General features: G+C 71.6%; 16 protein-coding genes. 7 read left to right on the top strand and 9 right to left on the bottom strand.

The window, feature by feature from the left end; translation table 11 throughout:
- Positions 1-66: 66 nt before the first annotated feature.
- The 3 genes from DSM26151_RS04855 to DSM26151_RS04845 form a co-directional block, all read right to left on the bottom strand.
- Positions 67-2,403, bottom strand: coding sequence for an MMPL family transporter (locus DSM26151_RS04855; RefSeq protein WP_234661294.1), 2,337 nt, complete (start codon positions 2,401-2,403; stop codon positions 67-69).
- 70 nt (positions 2,404-2,473) lie between these two features.
- Positions 2,474-2,731 carry a zf-HC2 domain-containing protein gene (locus DSM26151_RS04850; RefSeq protein ID WP_234661293.1) on the bottom strand — a complete coding sequence of 86 codons (258 nt, stop codon included), beginning with the start codon at positions 2,729-2,731 and terminating at the stop codon, positions 2,474-2,476.
- Complete coding sequence (locus tag DSM26151_RS04845; protein WP_234661292.1) at positions 2,728-3,375, bottom strand: sigma-70 family RNA polymerase sigma factor; 648 nt, start codon at positions 3,373-3,375, stop codon at positions 2,728-2,730. The genes DSM26151_RS04850 and DSM26151_RS04845 overlap by 4 nt, the downstream gene beginning before the upstream one ends.
- A gap of 105 nt (positions 3,376-3,480) precedes the next feature.
- On the opposite strand from DSM26151_RS04845, the gene aroA reads away from it, so the two are divergent.
- From aroA to bcp, 3 genes are all read left to right on the top strand, one after another.
- Complete coding sequence (aroA, locus tag DSM26151_RS04840) at positions 3,481-4,851, top strand: 3-phosphoshikimate 1-carboxyvinyltransferase (RefSeq protein ID WP_234661291.1); 1,371 nt, start codon at positions 3,481-3,483, stop codon at positions 4,849-4,851.
- Entirely contained in the window at positions 4,848-5,885 is a 1,038-nt protein-coding gene (gene rsgA, locus DSM26151_RS04835) for a ribosome small subunit-dependent GTPase A (RefSeq protein ID WP_234661290.1), read from the top strand. The genes aroA and rsgA overlap by 4 nt, the downstream gene beginning before the upstream one ends.
- 67 nt (positions 5,886-5,952) lie before the next feature.
- Complete coding sequence (gene bcp / locus DSM26151_RS04830; protein ID WP_234661289.1) at positions 5,953-6,435, top strand: thioredoxin-dependent thiol peroxidase; 483 nt, start codon at positions 5,953-5,955, stop codon at positions 6,433-6,435.
- A 75-nt stretch (positions 6,436-6,510) separates the two neighbouring features.
- Here the strand turns inward: bcp and DSM26151_RS04825 are convergent, their stop codons facing one another.
- Positions 6,511-6,924, bottom strand: a complete 414-nt coding sequence (locus DSM26151_RS04825; RefSeq protein ID WP_234661288.1) for a hypothetical protein — start codon at positions 6,922-6,924, stop codon at positions 6,511-6,513.
- Positions 6,925-7,121: 197 nt separating this feature from the next.
- Here DSM26151_RS04825 and DSM26151_RS04820 point away from each other — a divergent pair, with 197 nt between their 5' ends.
- A complete protein-coding gene (locus tag DSM26151_RS04820; protein ID WP_022888365.1) occupies positions 7,122-7,370 on the top strand; it encodes a WhiB family transcriptional regulator in 249 nt (82 codons plus the stop codon).
- 101 nt (positions 7,371-7,471) lie between these two features.
- Here the strand turns inward: DSM26151_RS04820 and DSM26151_RS04815 are convergent, their stop codons facing one another.
- Genes DSM26151_RS04815 through DSM26151_RS04805 form a run of 3 tightly spaced genes read right to left on the bottom strand, consistent with a single transcriptional unit; the run spans position 7,472 to position 10,881 of the window.
- A complete protein-coding gene (locus DSM26151_RS04815) occupies positions 7,472-8,965 on the bottom strand; it encodes a sensor histidine kinase (protein ID WP_234661287.1) in 1,494 nt (497 codons plus the stop codon).
- A gap of 30 nt (positions 8,966-8,995) precedes the next feature.
- Positions 8,996-10,249, bottom strand: coding sequence for an AAA family ATPase (locus DSM26151_RS04810; RefSeq protein WP_234661286.1), 1,254 nt, complete (start codon positions 10,247-10,249; stop codon positions 8,996-8,998).
- The gene (locus DSM26151_RS04805) at positions 10,249-10,881 is read right to left on the bottom strand and encodes a CpaB family protein (RefSeq protein WP_234661285.1); all 633 of its coding nucleotides are present in this window, start codon (positions 10,879-10,881) and stop codon (positions 10,249-10,251) included. Before DSM26151_RS04805 ends, DSM26151_RS04810 begins: the two co-directional genes overlap by 1 nt.
- 125 nt (positions 10,882-11,006) lie before the next feature.
- Between DSM26151_RS04805 and DSM26151_RS04800 the strand changes: the two genes are divergently transcribed.
- Positions 11,007-11,300, top strand: a complete 294-nt coding sequence (locus tag DSM26151_RS04800) for a helix-turn-helix domain-containing protein (protein ID WP_234661284.1) — start codon at positions 11,007-11,009, stop codon at positions 11,298-11,300.
- Positions 11,301-11,315: 15 nt separating this feature from the next.
- Here the strand turns inward: DSM26151_RS04800 and DSM26151_RS04795 are convergent, their stop codons facing one another.
- Positions 11,316-11,906: a type 2 periplasmic-binding domain-containing protein gene (locus DSM26151_RS04795; protein ID WP_234661283.1), complete on the bottom strand. Its 591-nt coding sequence runs from the start codon at positions 11,904-11,906 to the stop codon at positions 11,316-11,318.
- Positions 11,907-12,078: 172 nt separating this feature from the next.
- Between DSM26151_RS04795 and DSM26151_RS04790 the strand changes: the two genes are divergently transcribed.
- Entirely contained in the window at positions 12,079-12,525 is a 447-nt protein-coding gene (locus DSM26151_RS04790) for an Rv3235 family protein (RefSeq protein WP_234661282.1), read from the top strand.
- 60 nt (positions 12,526-12,585) lie between these two features.
- Complete coding sequence (locus DSM26151_RS04785; RefSeq protein ID WP_234661281.1) at positions 12,586-13,845, top strand: adenylate/guanylate cyclase domain-containing protein; 1,260 nt, start codon at positions 12,586-12,588, stop codon at positions 13,843-13,845.
- A 69-nt stretch (positions 13,846-13,914) separates the two neighbouring features.
- On the opposite strand, the gene secA is transcribed toward DSM26151_RS04785, so the two are convergent.
- Positions 13,915-16,716: a preprotein translocase subunit SecA gene (gene secA / locus DSM26151_RS04780; RefSeq protein ID WP_234661280.1), complete on the bottom strand. Its 2,802-nt coding sequence runs from the start codon at positions 16,714-16,716 to the stop codon at positions 13,915-13,917.
- Positions 16,717-16,867: the final 151 nt, after the last annotated feature.

Genomic DNA, 16,867 nt, shown 5'->3' with positions numbered 1-16,867 from the left:
GGAGGCATCCGCTCTTCCGTCTCGCGTCGGCCGGACCGGCCGCGTCGACCGGTCCGGCCCCGAGGGTCAGCCGGCGCCGGCCGGCGCCCGGTCGGCGCGGTCCTCCTCGCCCGCCGCCACGACCTCGCGAGGCGCTGCTGCGGCATCCGCGGCCGGCGCCGCGTGGAGCCCGTGACGTCGTTCCCGACGGGACAGGCGGCTCGGCCACCAGATCGCACGGCCGATGTCGTACGAGGCCGCAGGAACGAGGAGCGTCCGCACGAGGAAGGTGTCGAGCAGCACGCCGAACGCGACGATGAACGAGATCTGCGCGAGGAAGAGGATCGGCAGCACGCCGAGCGCGGCGAACGTCGCGGCGAGCACGAGCCCGGCCGAGGTGATCACTCCCCCGGTGAGCCGGAGCCCGCGGAGGATGCCCTCGCGCGTCCCGTGCCGCGCCGCCTCCTCCCGCACCCTCGTCATGAGGAAGATGTTGTAGTCCACGCCGAGCGCGACCAGGAACACGAAGCCGAAGAGCGGCACCGACGGGTCCGCGCCGGGGAACCCGAACACGAACTCGAACACGAGCGCCGAGACTCCGAGCGCGGCCGCGAACGAGACCACGACGCTCGCGATGAGGATGAGCGGGGCGACGACCGCGCGCAGCAGGAGCATGAGGATCGCGAGGATCGCGATCAGCACCAGCGGGATGATGAGCCGCTGGTCGGCGATCGCGGCCGCGTTGGTGTCGAGCGCCACGGCGGTCGGCCCGCCGACGAGCACGTCCTCGCCGACCTCGTCGAGGCTCTCCCTCATCGCGAGCACCGTCGCCTCCGCCTCGGCGGAGTCGGAGGGGTCGTCGAGCGTGGCCTGCAGCAGCACGGCGCCGTCGACCACCGTCGGGTCGGGTGCCGGGGTTCCGGGCGGTCCGAACGCCTGGACGCCGTCGGCCGTCACCGGCGCGCTGCCGGCCGGCGAGTCGGCCGAGAGCACGGCGACGGATGCCACGCCCGGCGTGCCGAGCGCGATGTCGGCCATGTCCTGCAGGTCCTCCTCGGGTCCGATGATGACCGCCGGGGTGCCCGAGCCTCCGGGGAAGTGCTCACTGACCAGTTCCTGCCCGTCGCGGGCCTGCGACTGCCCGAGGACGAACTCGCTCGCCGGAACGCCGTCGGCGTCGAGCCGGACCAGGCCGAGCGCCATCACGCCGAGCAGCAGCGTCGAGAGGACCCACACGGCGCGCGGACGCTTGGAGACGAGTCGCCCGACGGCGCCCCAGATGCCGCGCTCCGCGGACTCCTCGGAGTCGACGGGGCCGGCGTGCCGGCCGTGCTCGCCGTCGGCCGCGACGGCCTCCACGCGTGCGATGCGCCGGGGCCAGAACGCGGCCCGCCCGGCCCAGAGCAGCAGCGCCGGCAGGAGCGTGAGCGCGGCGAGCAGCGCGAACACGATGCCGATGGCCGCGACGGGCCCGAGGATCTTGTTCGAGTTCAGCTCCGAGGCGAGCAGGATGAGCAGGCCCACAATGACGGTTCCCGCCGAGGCCGCGATCGGTTCCCATGCGCCCTTGAGCGCCGCCCACGTGGCATCCCATTTCGTCTCGTACTGGCCGAGGGCCTCGCGGTAGCGCGCGATGTACAGCAGTGCGTAGTCGGTCGCGGCGCCGATCACGAGGATGAAGAGGATCCCCTGGGTCTGGCCGGACAACAGCAGCAGGTCGGCCTTCGCGAGCTGGACGACCGTGAACACGGATGCCGTCAGCGCGGTCACGCTCGTGAACAGGACGATGACCGGCAGCAGCGGCGATCGGTAGACGATCACGAGGATCACGAGGACCGCCAGGAGCGCGACGGCCAGGAGCAGTCCGTCGATCCCCGAGAACGCCTCGACGAGGTCCGCGGTGAATCCCGCGGGGCCGGTCACGGCAGCGGTCGTGCCCTCGACGGGCTGCCCGTCGAGCAGTTCGCGCATCGACTCGACGGTGGCGCCGGCGCCCTCCTCGCCCTCTCCGGGCGCGATCGAGACGACGAACTGGGCGGCCTCGCCGTCCTCCGACGGGATCACCGGCGAGCTCTCGTCGGCGACGACGCCGTCGATGGCGAGGACGTCCTCCCGCAGCGCCTCGACGTCGGCGAGCTGGGCATCGGAGAGGTCGGATCCGTCCTCCGAGGCCACGATCACGATCGCGGGCACGTTCTCGGAGTCGCGGAACCCGTCCTGCAGCTCGCTGGCCTCGGTCGCCTCGGCGGAGGCGGGCAGGAACGACGCCTGGTCGTTCTGCTGGACGTCGGAGAGCCCGCCGAACGCGGCGCCCCCGGCTCCGAACAGGGCGAACCAGACGAGGATCAGGACGCTGGGGATCAGGACTCGAAGCCAGGTGGGGACGCGACTCCCGGGGCGTTTCGCGACGGCATGCTCGTTCATCGTGATCGACGCTACGGGTCGGCGGGGCGACGCGCGTCCATCGAAAGTTCGGGAACCCCGCCGGCGCGGCTCAGTCGGCGAGGACCCCGTGGGCGGACTGGATGGCGCGGATGCGCGTGAGGACCACGGCCCGAAGCTCCTCGGGCGCCGTCTCGCGGCACGCCCGCTGGACGACATCGGTTATCGCGACGCCGACGCGCAGCTCGGTGCGGCAGTCGTCGCAGTGCTCCATGTGCTCGCGGATGTCGGCGGCATCCTCGCTGCACAGCTCGTTGTGCAGGTACTCCTCGAGTTCGGCCCTTGCCTTCTCGCAACCGCAATCGGTCATGTCGTGCTCCTGGTGGATCGGGGTGCCGGCTGCGCGGCGGCGAATCCGCGGTCGCGGGCGTACTCGGCGAGGGCCTCGCGCAGCAGTCGCCGGCCGCGGTGCAGGCGACTCATGACGGTCCCGATGGGGGTCTTCATCATGTCGGCGATCTCCTGGTAGGAGAACCCCTCGACGTCGGCGAGGTACACCGCGATGCGGAAGTCCTCGGGAAGCGACTGAAGCGCGTCCTTGACGGCCGAGTCGGGCAGGTGGTCGATGGCCTCGGCCTCGGCGGACCGGCTCGAGGTCGCGGTCGTGGACTCGGCGCCGCCGAGCTGCCAGTCCTCGAGCTCGTCGATCGTGCCCTGGTAGGGCTCGCGCTGCTTCTTGCGGTAGCTGTTGATGAACGTGTTCGTGAGGATGCGGTACAGCCACGCCTTGAGGTTCGTGCCCTGCGTGAACGACTCGAACGCGGCGAACGCCTTGACGAACGTCTCCTGGACGAGGTCCTGGGCATCCGCGGGGTTCTTCGTCATGCGCAGCGCAGCGCCGTAGAGCTGGTCGAGGAACGGCAGCGCCTGCTCCTCGAACAGCGCGCCGAGGTCGCGCGGCTCGGGGTCCGTCCGGTCGGGATCGACCGGGTTGCGTGGGTCGTCGGCGCTCATCACGGGCCATCCTAGGTGGTCGGCCTGCGAGCCGACCGGGCGATCGAGTACCTCCACCGACACGCACGACTCCCTTCCGCCTGTGGGCACTACTCTTGGTAACCGATGCAGCTATCGAGGTATTCCGCTCCCGAGTTCGATCCGTACGGCGACGACCGGCCCGTCGAGACCGACGAGGGGTGGCGCGCGCCGACCGCGTCGCAGCCGATCGCGACGACGCTCTCGATCCCCGGCTCGAAGTCGCTGACGAACCGCGAGCTCGTGCTCGCCGCGCTCGCCGACGGCCCGTCGACGCTTCGCGCGCCGCTCTGGTCGCGCGACAGCGAACTCATGGTCGAGGGCCTGCGTGCGCTGGGTGTCCGGTTCGAGCGGATGCCGGGCGCCGGCGGGTTCGGCGACGACCTCCGGGTCACCCCGGCCGACGAACTGCTCGGCTCGACGACGATCGACTGCGGGCTGGCGGGAACGGTCATGCGCTTCCTGCCGCCGGTCGCGGCGCTCGCGCTCGGGCCGACGACCTTCGACGGCGACGAGTACGCGCGCAAGCGCCCGATGTCGGGCGTCATCGACGGCCTGCACGGGCTGGGCGTCGACCTCGACGACGACGGCCGCGGGGCGTTGCCGTTCACCGTGCACGGCACCGGGCGGGTCGCGGGCGGTGCGCTCGAGATCGACGCGTCGGCGTCGAGCCAGTTCGTGTCCGCCCTCCTGCTGTCGGCCGCGCGGTTCGAGCAGGGCGTCGACCTGCGCCACACGGGCGAGCGGCTGCCGAGCCTGCCCCACATCGAGATGACGGTCGCCGCCCTCGCGGCGCGCGGGGTCGAGGTCGGTGCCCCCGAGCTCGGCCGGTGGACGGTCGCGCCGGGCCCGATCGCGGCGATCGACGTCGACATCGAGCCCGATCTCTCGAACGCCGCACCGTTCCTCGTGGCGGCGCTCGTGACGGGCGGGTCGGTCACGATCACCGGCTGGCCGCGGTCGACGACGCAGGTCGGCGCGCAGCTGGCGACGATCCTCCCCCGGTTCGGGGCGATCGTCGAGCACGGCGACGATCGGCTCACGGTCCACGCGCCCGCGGCCTCCCCCGACGGCGGGCGCGGCATCCGGGGCGCCGACCTCGACCTCTCGGAGGCCGGCGAGCTCGTGCCCAACCTCGTCGCGCTCGCCGCGTTCGCCGACGGACCGAGCACGTTCACGGGGATCGGGCACATCCGACACCACGAGACCGACCGGCTGGCCGCGCTCGCGTCCGAGCTGAACGGCCTGGGCGGGCGGGTGAGCGAACTCGACGACGGCCTGCGCATCGAGCCCGCACCGCTGCACGGCGGCGACTGGCGGGCGTACGCCGATCACCGCATGGCCACGACGGGCGCGATCGTCGGCCTCGCGGTCGCGGGCGTCGTCGTCGACGACATCGCCTGCACCTCGAAGACCCTCCCCCAGTTCACCGAACTCTGGGAGCGGATGCTCGGATGAGCTGGTGGGAGACGGACGACGACGAGGACGAACCGGAGTTCGACGAGACCGACGTCCGTGTCCGCCCCAGTCGCCGCGGCAGCCGCCCGCGCACGAAGATGCGCCCCGACCACGCGGACGCCGTGGCGGGCATCGTGCTCGGCGTCGACCGCGGCCGATACAGCGTCCTCGTCGACGAGGACGGAGCCGACGAGCGCGAGATCACCGCCGCCAGGGCGAGCGAGCTGCGCCGCAAGTCGGTCGTGACGGGCGACCGGGTCGACCTGGTCGGCGACACCACGGGCGACGAGGGCACGCTCGCCCGGATCGTGCGCATCGGCGAACGGTCGACCCTGCTGCGCCGGAGCGCCGACGACACCGACGACGTCGAGCGCATCATCGTCGCGAACGCCGACCAGATGCTCATCGTCATCTCGGCCGCGAACCCCGAGCCGCGCGTGCGGCTCGTCGACCGGTACCTCGTCGCCGCGTACGACGCGGGCATCACGCCGCTCGTGTGCGTCACGAAGACCGACCTCGCCGACCCGGCACCGTTCCTGGCGAACTTCGACGGGCTCGAGCTGGTCGTCTTCCGCAGCCGCACGGGCGACATGCCGCTCGACGCGATCGCGGAGCACCTCGTCGGGCACCGCACGGTGTTCGTCGGCCACTCCGGAGTCGGCAAGTCGACCCTGGTCAATGCGCTCGTGCCCGACGCCCACCGGGCGACGGGGCACGTGAACGTCGTGACGGGTCGGGGTCGGCACACGTCGTCCTCGACGGTGTCGCTGCGGGTGCGCCACGCCGGCCGCACGGGTTGGGCGATCGACACGCCGGGCGTGCGCTCGTTCGGGCTCGGGCACGTCGACCGGTCGAACATCCTCGGCGCGTTCGCCGACCTGGCGCGCATCGCCGAGGAGTGCCCGCGCGGGTGCACGCACCTGCCGGACTCGCCCGACTGCGCGATCGTCGAGGCGGTCGTCGCGGGCGAGTTGGGCGAGTCGGGTCGCGTCCGACTGGATTCCCTGCAGCGGTTGCTCGCCACGTTCGCGTGACCGGGCCGCGAGCGGATGCCGTGTCCGCGCGCACCACGCGGCATCCGCGGCTGCCTACCATGGAGGCATGACCGACGCTCGACTCGCCGCCGGCGACCTCGCACCCGACTTCACCCTCCCCGACCAGGACGGCGCGCCCGTCACGCTCTCGTCGCTGCGCGGCCAACGGGTCGTGCTGTACTTCTACCCGGCCGCGATGACCCCGGGCTGCACGACCGAGGCGTGCGACTTCCGCGACAGCCTGAACTCGTTCGCGAGCGCGGGCGTGCGCGTCGTGGGCGTCTCGAAGGACGAGGTGTCCAAGCTCAGGCAGTTCGCCGAGCGCGACGGACTGAACTTCCCGCTCCTCTCGGACACCGACCTCGCGGTCCAGCAGGCGTACGGGGCCTGGGGCGAGAAGCAGCTCTACGGCAAGACCGTCACCGGCTCCATCCGCTCGACGTTCCTGATCGACGCGGACGGCCGGATCGCCAAGCCCATGTACAACGTCAAGGCGACCGGGCACGTGGCACGGATCCGCCGCGAGCTGGGGCTCGACGGCGAGAAGTGATCCGCGGCCCGCGGGCCCGGGGCGGCCTCCGCACTCGCGGAGCCGCCCGTGGCGGTCGCGGGCGGCACGCCCCGATCAGGCCGGTGCGCGGTCCTCGGGCCTGGCGTACAGGTCGCGCACCGGCGGCCACAGCAGCAGGCCCACGACGGTGACCGCCGGGATCAGCAGCAGCCACCCGAGATCGGGCCTCGCGAACAGGCCCTGGAAGGCGCCGACCGCGACCGAGAACTGCAGGACCTGCCAGACGATCGCTGCGGCGCGCGACCATGGGGCGCGCCGCAGCGCGCCGACGGCGATCGCCCCGACCCACACCGCCGCGATCGCGACGACCACGATGAGCGCCACCGCCGTCGCGAACGACGACGGTCGCAGCACGAGCAGGTCGATCACCAACCAGACCAGCATGGCGGCGACCGCCGCGGCCTCGGCGAACAGCAGTCCCACGACGGTCGCGTACGCGGTCCGAACGCCGCCCCGATTCACAGGCATCTCCCGAAGAGCACTCTTGATTTCGCTTCCTACGCTATGCGACCATTTATGAGGCCGAGTTGATGCTCACAGGGACGTGAGCCGATCGTTTCCCCGATCCTACTTCCCGAGATTCGGCTTTCCCCCTGCAGCACCGCCGGTTCCCGGTGGCGCATCCGTGCGCGCGCTGCGAACCGAGAAACACAAGGAGCATCTCCATGGATTGGCGCGACAAGGCCGCCTGCCTCACCGCAGACCCGGAACTCTTCTTCCCGGTCGGCAACACCGGTCCGGCCGTCGACCAGATCGAGAAGGCGAAGACCGTCTGCGCCCGATGCACCGTGACCGAGATCTGCCTCCAGTACGCCCTCGAGACCGGTCAGGACTCGGGCGTCTGGGGCGGCCTGAGCGAAGATGAGCGCCGCGCCCTGAAGCGCCGCGCCGCTCGCGCCCGCCGCGCCGGCTGACCGCCGGCCCCCGAGCCCTCCCCGCAGTACCCGAGGGCGAGGCGGCGTCCGTCGATCGGCGGGCGCCGTTTCGCTTGCCCGATCGGTCCGGCGCCGCGACGTCAGTGCTTGGTGAGCCAGCGCAGCGGGATCTCGATGGTCACCTCGGTGCCGGCGCCCATCACGGTGTGCCAGTCGATCGTCCCGCCGAGCTCGCCCTGGATGAGGGTGCGCACGATCTGCGTTCCTAGGCCCTCGCCGACCCGGCCCTCGGGCAGCCCAGTGCCGCTGTCGCGCACCTGCACGGTGAGGTGGGTCTCCGACCGGTCCGCAGTCACCTGGACCTCGCCCTCCCGGCCGGCCAGGCCGTGCTCGACCGCATTGGTCACGAGCTCGGTCAGGGCGAGCGCGAGCGGCGTCGCGTACTCGCTCGGCAGCACGCCGAACGTGCCCGACTTCCGCGGATGCGCGGTCGTGTTGTGCGCTGCCGCGACCTCGGCGACCAGCAGCAGCGCGCGGTCGAACACCTCGTCGAAGTCGACGTTCTGCGTGAGCCCCTCCGAAAGGGTGTCGTGCACGACGGCGATCGCACCGACCCGGCGCATGGCCTGCGTGAGGGCGTCGCGCGCCTCGTCCGAGTGCGTGCGCCGCGCCTGGATGCGCAGCAGGGATGCCACGGTCTGCAGGTTGTTCTTCACGCGGTGGTGGATCTCGCGGATCGTCGCGTCCTTGGTGATGAGCTCCTGCTCCTGGTGGCGCAGCTCGGTGACGTCGCGCGTGAGGACGATCGCGCCGGTCCGTTCACCGCGCCGGCGGATCGGGATGGCGCGCAGTGAGACCGTCACGCCGCGCGACTCGACGTCGGTGCGCCACGGCGCACGGCCCGTGACCACGAGCGGAAGCGACTCGTCGACGTCGAGCTTGCCGCTGAGCAGGCGCGTCGCGACCTCGGCGAGCGACTCGCCCTCGAGTTCGTCGTCGAAGCCCATCCGGTTGAACGCGGACAGGGCGTTCGGGCTCGCGAACGTCGTAACCCCGTCGACGTCGAGGCGGATCAGGCCGTCGGAGGCCCGCGGCGCACCGCGTCGCGGACCGGTCGGTGCTCCGAGGTCGGGGAAGTCGCCCGAGGCGATCATCTGGAACAGCTCGCCGGCGCAGTCGTTGAACGTCAGCTCCTGTCGGCTGGGCGTACGCGTCGAGCCGAGGTTGGTGTGCCGGGTGATGACCGCGACCGGCTGCGGCGACAGCTCGGTGCCCGTGACCGTGAGCCGGCGCATGACCGGGACGGCGCGCACGCGGGTCGGCATCTCCTCGTACCAGTCCGGCGCTGAGGAGTCCTGGATCTTCCTGGTGCGGAACGCCTCGGAGACGAGTCCCCTCCATTCCTCCCGGATGCCCTGGCCGACGAAGTCGCGGTAGAACAGCGTCGCGGCGCTCGAGGGTCGCGAGTGCGCGACGGCGACGAATCCGTCTTCGCCGGAGGGAACCCACAGCACGATGTCGGCGAGGGCGAGGTCGGCGAGCAACTGGAGGTCGCCGACGAGCATGTGCAGCCAATCGACGTCGGCCTGGCTGCTGCGCCCCTGGGCGAGGACGAGGTCACTGAGGGTCGACACGGATCAAGCGTACCGACCCGACGGCCGCGCTCACGCCGCGGCGACGCGGCGCCGGAACCGGCCCATCGCGACCCGATGGGACCGTGCGGGCGCGGGCAGGAGCCGGTCGTCCACGTAGGCGCGGACGGCGGCGCGGAGCGGCGAGCGCGGCGCCGCGTCCCGCAGGGTCCTGGCGGTGAGGGTCGCCGCGTCGGCAGCCCTGCCGTCGTGCGGGAGCAGCGTCGCGTCGGCGAGCCCGGCGAACCGGCGCAGCGTCTGCCTGACCTGGGCGTGCGCATCCATGCCGAGGGCGCTCGTCCGGACGCGGTTGACGACCACGTCGATGCGCTCGGGGTCGACGATGCCGACCAGCTCCGCGTGACCGCGGAGCAGCCGTGAGAGGCCGACGGGATCGGCGAGGCCGACCGCGACGATGCGATCGGCTGCGCCGAGGGCGGCGAAGGTGGCTGCGTTGCGGCGCGGCGCCAGGGGGTCGCTCGTGAGCTCCTCGTCGCGTTCGAGGCTGAATCCGGTGTCGACCACGACGAACTCGAATCTGGAGCGGATGACGCGCAGCGCCTCGACCACCCGTTCACCCGACAGCTCGGGCCAGCGACTCGGCCCGATCAGGCCCGTGAACACGTCGAAGGAGGCGCGCGGCGACGAGTAGCGCTGGGCGATGCGCTCGAGCTCGACCCGGTCGAGCGCGCCCGAACCCGCGAGCCGGCACGCCGACGCGAAGCCCGGCGCCTCGTCGAGCAGGCCGAGGGTCGGCGCGATCGCGCCGCCGTACGGGTCGGCGTCGACGAGTGCGACCAGGTGCCCGGCACCGGCGAGTTCGGCGGCGATCGAGATCGCCGTCGTGGTCCTGCCGGGCGCCCCGGCCGGACCCCAGATCGCGACCAGCTCCGGAGCGCCGGGGACGCCGCCCGTGCCCGCCCCGGTCTCGGCGAGTCGGGAGGGGAGCGCCGGCCCGCCCGCGATCATCGACTCGAGTTCCTCCGGGTCGACGTCGCTGCCGAGGACCTCGTGCAACCCGAGTCCGCGCGCGTGGCCACGATCCCGATCCGACGACGCGAGCGCGATCAGCCGGATCCCGCGCTCGTCGCACGCCGAGAGCAGCTCGGAATGCAGCGTCGACGACTCCGCGCCGACGATGACGACCTCGGGCGCGATGACGTCGAGCCCGTCGAGCACGTCGCGCCAACCGACGACGCGCGCGACGATCGAGTGCCCCGCTTCGACGAGCCCCGCGAGGATGCGGTCCTCCACCACGGGCGGCAGGGCGACGGCGAGGCGCGCCATCAGTCCGCCCCGGCCGCATCGGCGGGGACGAGGTCGACCACGTCGCCCGCCGCGAGCGCCTCGAGCATCGCCGCGGTCTTGTCGCGCGGGATCAGCACCTCGACGCTCGGACCGCCCGTCGCGACCATCGCGTCGTCCTCGAGCACGGCGGCGACCTCCGCCCCGGAGATCAGGACGACCGGAGGCTCGTACACGCCGCGCTCAAGCTCGGACGCCGTCCAGACGTCGACGATCGCCCCGGGCCGGATCTCGCGCGCGAGCGCACCCCTGGTCGGGATCACCACGGTGGCCCGGCGGGCGGTGTCGGCCTCGGCCACCGAAGCAGCCGGAACCAGCTCGCCCGCGCGCACCGTGCGGATGACGACGAGCCCACCCTCGGGCACGTCCCCCGGAACGAGGTACCCGTCGGCGAGCGCGCCGAGGCGAACCGGCTCCGTGCGCAGGGCGCCCGGTTCGATCCGGGTGCCCGCGCTGATCGTGCTCGGGGCTACGAGGACCCGGGTCGTGTCGTCGGCGGCTGCGACGAGCGCCCACACCCCGATCGTCGACCCGGCGATCAGCACGAGGCCCAGCACCAGCCGGGGGTCGAGCCGGCGCCGCCCGCCCGGCACGCGTGCCGTCCGTTCCGCCATGATCGCTCCTCTCGACCGCGCGCCGGTCGCGCCGCCGCGATCCATCGTCACCGAACTCCGAGAGGACGCCGAGAAGTTATCCACATCGCCTGCGATCGTCCGGGCGCAGGCAGATACTTGAGGGCATGGCCCATCACGTCGCGGAGCAGCCGCTCGGTCGATTCCTCACGGTCGCCGATGCGGCCGAGGTGCTCGCCGTCGACGTCGAGGCCGTGCACGCGCTGATCATGTCGGGCGAGCTCCCGGCGATGCGCGTGGGCGACCGTGGCCCGTGGCGGATCGAACGCACGCAGCTCGAGCTCTTCATCGAGATGCAGTACGAGGCCGCCCGTCGCGAGGTCGTCTGGAACGAGGGCGAGTTCGCGAACGTGATCGAGTTCTCCGGCATCCGCCAACAGGGGCCGCGTGCCGTCGACTGATCGCGGCCGGGCGGGTCACCCCGTCGGAGCCGCGACGACGGCGACGATGCGTTCCAGCGGGACCAGGCGATAGCCCCGCACGTCGCGCTCGCGCCGGGGCGAGCCCGCATCGTGCAGGGCCAGGTCGAGGTGATCGCCCGCGACCCGATCGATCGTGCCGTGCCAGCGCCCCTCCATGCTCCGCAGTTCCACCCCGATACGCCTCCGGCCGAGGTCGCGCAGGGCGAACGCGATCCCGATCCGCTCCACGAGCCCGCCGGGCCCCTGCCGCGGGGTCAGGCTCTCGACCACCTGCCGCCGGCTCGCCGACACGGCGGCGACTCCCGCGACCGGCACGACGCAGTGCGCGTCGCCCGCGCCGGCCGTCGCGACTCCCCCGATCCAATCCCTCCCGTAGGCGGTCGGACGCATCCGAAGCGACGTCCCGTCGACGAGCTCGAGCTGCACGGGCCCGTCCTCGGGTCCTCCCATCGCTGCGATCCGGTCGCGCAGCGCCAGGCGCCCGACCCGAAGGCGTTCGGACTCGAGCGCGAGCGCGCGCTCCTCCTCGCCCCGGTCGCGGTCCAGCTGGGACTCGAGGTCGTCGAAGAGGCGGTCCCAGCGCATGTCGCCGACGCTACCGCCAGCACGGATCGGCGTCACAGTTCTCCACAGGCCCGGAATTCCCTTGACACCCGGATCGAGGCGGCTCTACCGTTCGATGGTAGACCCGGATCCCCCCGAACAGGGGGCACGACGTGTCGGCACCCGCCACCCGCCCCTCCCTACAGGAGCCGCCATGACCGCACGCCCGAACGACGTGTCCAGCGCCGCGATCCAGGGCACCAGCGCCCGCCGCCTCGACGTCGAGGACTACTTCTCCCGGCAACGCGCCGGTCGCGCAGACCTGCCCGATCCGGAACCCGTGCTCCGCAACCTCACCCACTGCGTCATCGAGGTCCTCGCCGGTGCCCGCGACCTCGAGCAGCTCGCGCGGTGGGTGACCGACGACGTCTACCGCAACCTCTCCAAGCGCGTGGTGCTCGCCGCCAGGGCTCGACGCGTCAAGGGGCAGGCGCCGCAGCGCCCCGCGTTCACGGTCGGGCGCGTGCACACGTGCGAGCCTGCCGACGGCATCGTCGAAGCGGTGGTGCTGGTGCACCAGCGCGCCCGCTCGCGCGCGGTCGCCATCCGCCTGGAGGGGCTCGACCAGCGCTGGCGTGCGAGCGCCATCAGCGTGCTCTGAGTTCGAGCGAGCCAGCGCGCGACCGATCCTTCGGGCCGACGTCTCAAATATGCTCGTGCGATGGAGCGAACCGCCGCGTCGACGAACCGCGTCGCGCAGCTGCTCGCGGCCGTGGCATCCGCCGGGTTCGCGATCGGGGACGACGACGACCGCCGCATGGAGAAATCGGTCCTGACGTTCACCGCGGTCTTCACGGCGCTCGTCGTGACGCCGTGGGCGATCTTCTACTACGCGATCGGCCGACCGGTCGCGGCCGGCATCCCCACCCTCTACGTGCTCCTCACGGTCGTCGGGCTCATCGTGCTGCGGAGGACGCAGCAGGACCGGTGGCTGCGCGCATCGCAGCTCACGATGTTCCTCCTGCTGCCCCCTGCCGCACATGCGGCACTCGGCGGCTTCGTGCAGAGCAGCGCCGTCATCCTCTTCTCGCTCGCAGCTCCCGTCGGCGCCCTCTCCTACACGCGCGTTCGGAGGCCGGGCATCGTGTTCGCCGTGTCCACCGCGATCGTGGTGGCACTCGTACCGCTCGAACCGGTGCTGCAGGCCGCCGTACCCGCGCTCGACGAGACGGTCATCACGGTCTTCTTCGCGGTGAACATCATCTCGATCTCGACCATCATGTTCGTCGCGATGGCCTCCTACGTCGGCTCCCGCGACCGTCTCGCCGCTGCCCTCGCCGACGAGCGCGATCGCTCCGACCGGCTGCTCCGGAACGTGCTGCCCGATGCGATCGCCGACCGATTGACGGCGGGCGAACGGCCGATCGCCGATCGCTACGACCGCGTCGGCATCCTGTTCGCCGACATCGTCGACTTCACGAGCCTGTCCGAATCGGTGTCTGCCGACGAACTCGTCCACGACCTCAACGACCTGCTGCGCGATTTCGACGCGCTCGCGACGCGGCTCGGCGCGACCAAGGTCAAGACGATCGGCGACGCGTACCTGGCGATCAGCGGCGGCCCGTCGGGCACCGTCGACCTCGCGGCGCTCGCCGACCTCGCGGTGGGACTCCGGGAGATCGCGGCGAGCCACGCGATCGGGGGCCGGGTCGGCATCCGCCTGCGCGTCGGCATCGACGTGGGTCCCGCGGTCGCCGGGGTCATCGGCCAGTCACGCTTCCTCTGGGACGTCTACGGCTCGACGGTGAACACCGCGAGCCGCATGCAATCGACCGCGCCCGCAGGCGGGATCCAGGTCACCGATCGCGTCGCCGCGGAACTCGACGCGGGCTTCGTCGTCGCGGAACGCGGCGTCATCGAGGTCAAGGGGTTGGGCCCCGTGCACACGTCGTTCCTCGAGGGGCGGCGGACGGCGGGCTGAGCGTTCGCTTCCGAACGCACGAACGGCCCGGGTCGCCCCGAGCCGTTCGTACGTTGGTCGCGCCGCCGATCAGCGGCCCTTGCGCTCCTGCGCGCGACGCTCCTGGCGGTTCTGCGGGCCGGCGTCGCCATCCGATCGCTGGCCGAACGCGCCGCGGGCCGCGGGCGCCTGCGGCTGCTGCTGGTCGCCGGCCTGCTGCTGCGCGACCGCACGCCGGGCCCGCTGGGTCGCCGCCTGCTGGATCTGGCCGCGCTGGTTGCGCACCTCGACGCCGCCGGAGTCGCTCGGGGCGGTGTAGCTGAGCTTGTCCTCCGGCGCCGACGGGCGCTGCAGCCCCTTCGCCTCGATGCGCGGGCCGCCGACACCGGTCTGGGGTGCGACCTCGACCTCGAGGTTGAACAGGAAGCCGATGGTCTCCTCGCGGATCGAGCCCATCATCTGCTGGAACATGGCGTAGCCCTCGCGCTGGTACTCGACCAGCGGGTCGCGCTGCGCCATCGCCCGGAGACCGATGCCGTCCTTGAGGTAGTCCATCTCGTACAGGTGGTCGCGCCAGCGCCGGTCGATGACCGAGAGCACGACGCGGCGCTCGAGCTCGCGCATCGCCGGCTCGCCGAGGGTCTGCTCGCGGCGCTCGTAGGCGTGCTTGGCGTCCGAGAGGATCTCGCGGCGCACGAAGTCGCGGTTGACCCGGCCCTTCTCGCCCGCCTCTGCGACGACCTCTTCGATGGTGATCCCCACGGGGTAGAGCGTCTTCAGCTCGGCCCACAGCGCGTCGAAGTCCCATTCGTCCGGCGTGCTCGCGGCGGTGTGCTCGTCGAGCACCTCGTCGATGACCTGGTCGAGGAAGACCTGGACGCGGTCGTGGAGGTCGTCGCCCTCGAGGATGTGGCGACGGTCGGAGTAGATCGCCTCGCGCTGGCGGTTCAGGACGTCGTCGTACTTGAGCACGTTCTTGCGGATCTCGGCGTTGCGCGCCTCGACCTGCGACTGCGCCGAGCGGATGGCACGGGTGACGACCTTCGACTCGATCGCGACGTCGTCGGGCACGCCGCGCGACATCAGGCTCTCGGCGGCGCCGGCGTTGAACAGGCGCATGAGGTCGTCGGTGAGCGAGAGGTAGAACCGGCTCTCGCCCGGGTCTCCCTGACGGCCGGAGCGGCCCCGGAGCTGGTTGTCGATGCGGCGCGATTCGTGGCGCTCGGTGCCGAGCACGTACAGGCCGCCCGCCGCGAGGACCTTCTCGGCCTCGGCGCCGGTCTCGGCCTGGATCTGCTCGAACACGGCGTCCCACGCCGCCTCGTACTCGTCGGGGGTGTCCACGGGGCTCAGCCCGCGTTCGTGCATCTTCTGCACCGCGATGAACTCGGCGTTGCCGCCGAGCATGATGTCGGTTCCGCGGCCGGCCATGTTCGTGGCGACCGTGACCGCGCCGAGCCTGCCCGCCTGGGCGACGATCGATGCCTCGCGCGCGTGGTTCTTCGCGTTCAGGACCTCGTGCCGCACGCCCTTCTTCGCGAGCAGCCGCGAGAGGTACTCGCTCTTCTCGACGCTCGTCGTGCCGACGAGGACCGGCTGTCCGTTCTTGTGGCGCTCGACGATGTCCTCGACGACCTGGGCGAACTTCGCCTCCTCGTTCTTGTAGACGAGGTCGGGCTGGTCGATGCGGACCATGGGCTTGTTCGTCGGGATCGGCACGACGCCGAGCTTGTAGGTCGCCATGAACTCGGCGGCCTCGGTCTCGGCGGTTCCGGTCATGCCGGAGAGCTTGTCGTAGAGGCGGAAGTAGTTCTGGAGCGTGACGGTCGCGAGGGTCTGGTTCTCGGCCTTGACCTGCACCCCCTCCTTCGCCTCGATGGCCTGGTGGATGCCCTCGTTGTAGCGGCGCCCGACGAGGATGCGGCCGGTGTGCTCGTCGACGATGAGGACCTCGCCGTTCATCACGACATAGTCCTTGTCTTTCTTGAACAGGGCCGCGGCCTTGATCGAGTTGTTCAGGAACGAGATGAGCGGAGTGTTCGCCGACTCGTAGAGGTTGTCGATTCCGAGGTAGTCCTCGACCTTGGCGATGCCCGGCTCGAGCACGCCGACGGTGCGCTTCTTCTCGTCGACCTCGAAGTCCTCGCCCGGGACGAGGCGCTTGGCGAGGCTCGCGAACTCGGTGAACCACCGGTTGGCCTCGCCCGACGCCGGGCCCGAGATGATCAGCGGCGTGCGGGCCTCGTCGATGAGGATCGAGTCGACCTCGTCGACGATCGCGAAGTAGTGGCCGCGCTGGACCATGTCGGCGGCCTGCCAGGCCATGTTGTCGCGCAGGTAGTCGAAGCCGAACTCGTTGTTCGTGCCGTAGGTGATGTCGGCCGCGTACTGCTCGCGCCGCACCGCGGGCGTCTGCCCGGCGACGATGCAGCCCGTGGTCATGCCGAGCGCGCGGAACACACGGCCCATGAGCTCGGACTGGTAGCTCGCGAGGAAGTCGTTGACCGTGATGATGTGCACGCCGCGGCTGGTGAGCGCGTTGAGGTAGGCGGCCGTGGTCGCGACGAGGGTCTTGCCCTCACCGGTCTTCATCTCGGCGATGTTGCCGAGGTGCAGCGCGGCACCGCCCATGAGCTGGACGTCGAAGTGGCGCATGCCGAGCGTGCGCCGGCTCGCCTCGCGGACGGCCGCGAAGGCCTCGGGGAGCAGGTCGTCGAGCGACTCGCCGTTGCCGTAGCGCTCGCGCAGTTCGACGGTCTCGTGCTTGAGCTCCTCGTCGCTCAGCTCCCGGAAGTCGTCTTCGAGGGCGTTGATCGCGGCGGCGTAGTTCTCGAGCCGCTTGAGTGTGCGACCCTCGCCGACGCGGAGGACCTTTTCCAGAATCGAAGCCACGAACTGCTCTCCCGTTGTCGTTCAGACGTGCGACGTCGGGGTGGGGCACCCGCGCACGCCGGAGGATCCGCCTGTGCAGACGGTCATCATAGCCATGCTACTGGGCTGCAGGCTGGGCGAGGGCCCCGGGTCCGTGCGCTCGCACGGGCTC

The sequence above is a fragment of the Agromyces marinus genome, assembly GCF_021442325.1.
In the GTDB taxonomy this organism is placed as follows: domain Bacteria; phylum Actinomycetota; class Actinomycetes; order Actinomycetales; family Microbacteriaceae; genus Agromyces; species Agromyces marinus.
This window is presented reverse-complemented; position numbering and strand designations above follow the sequence as displayed.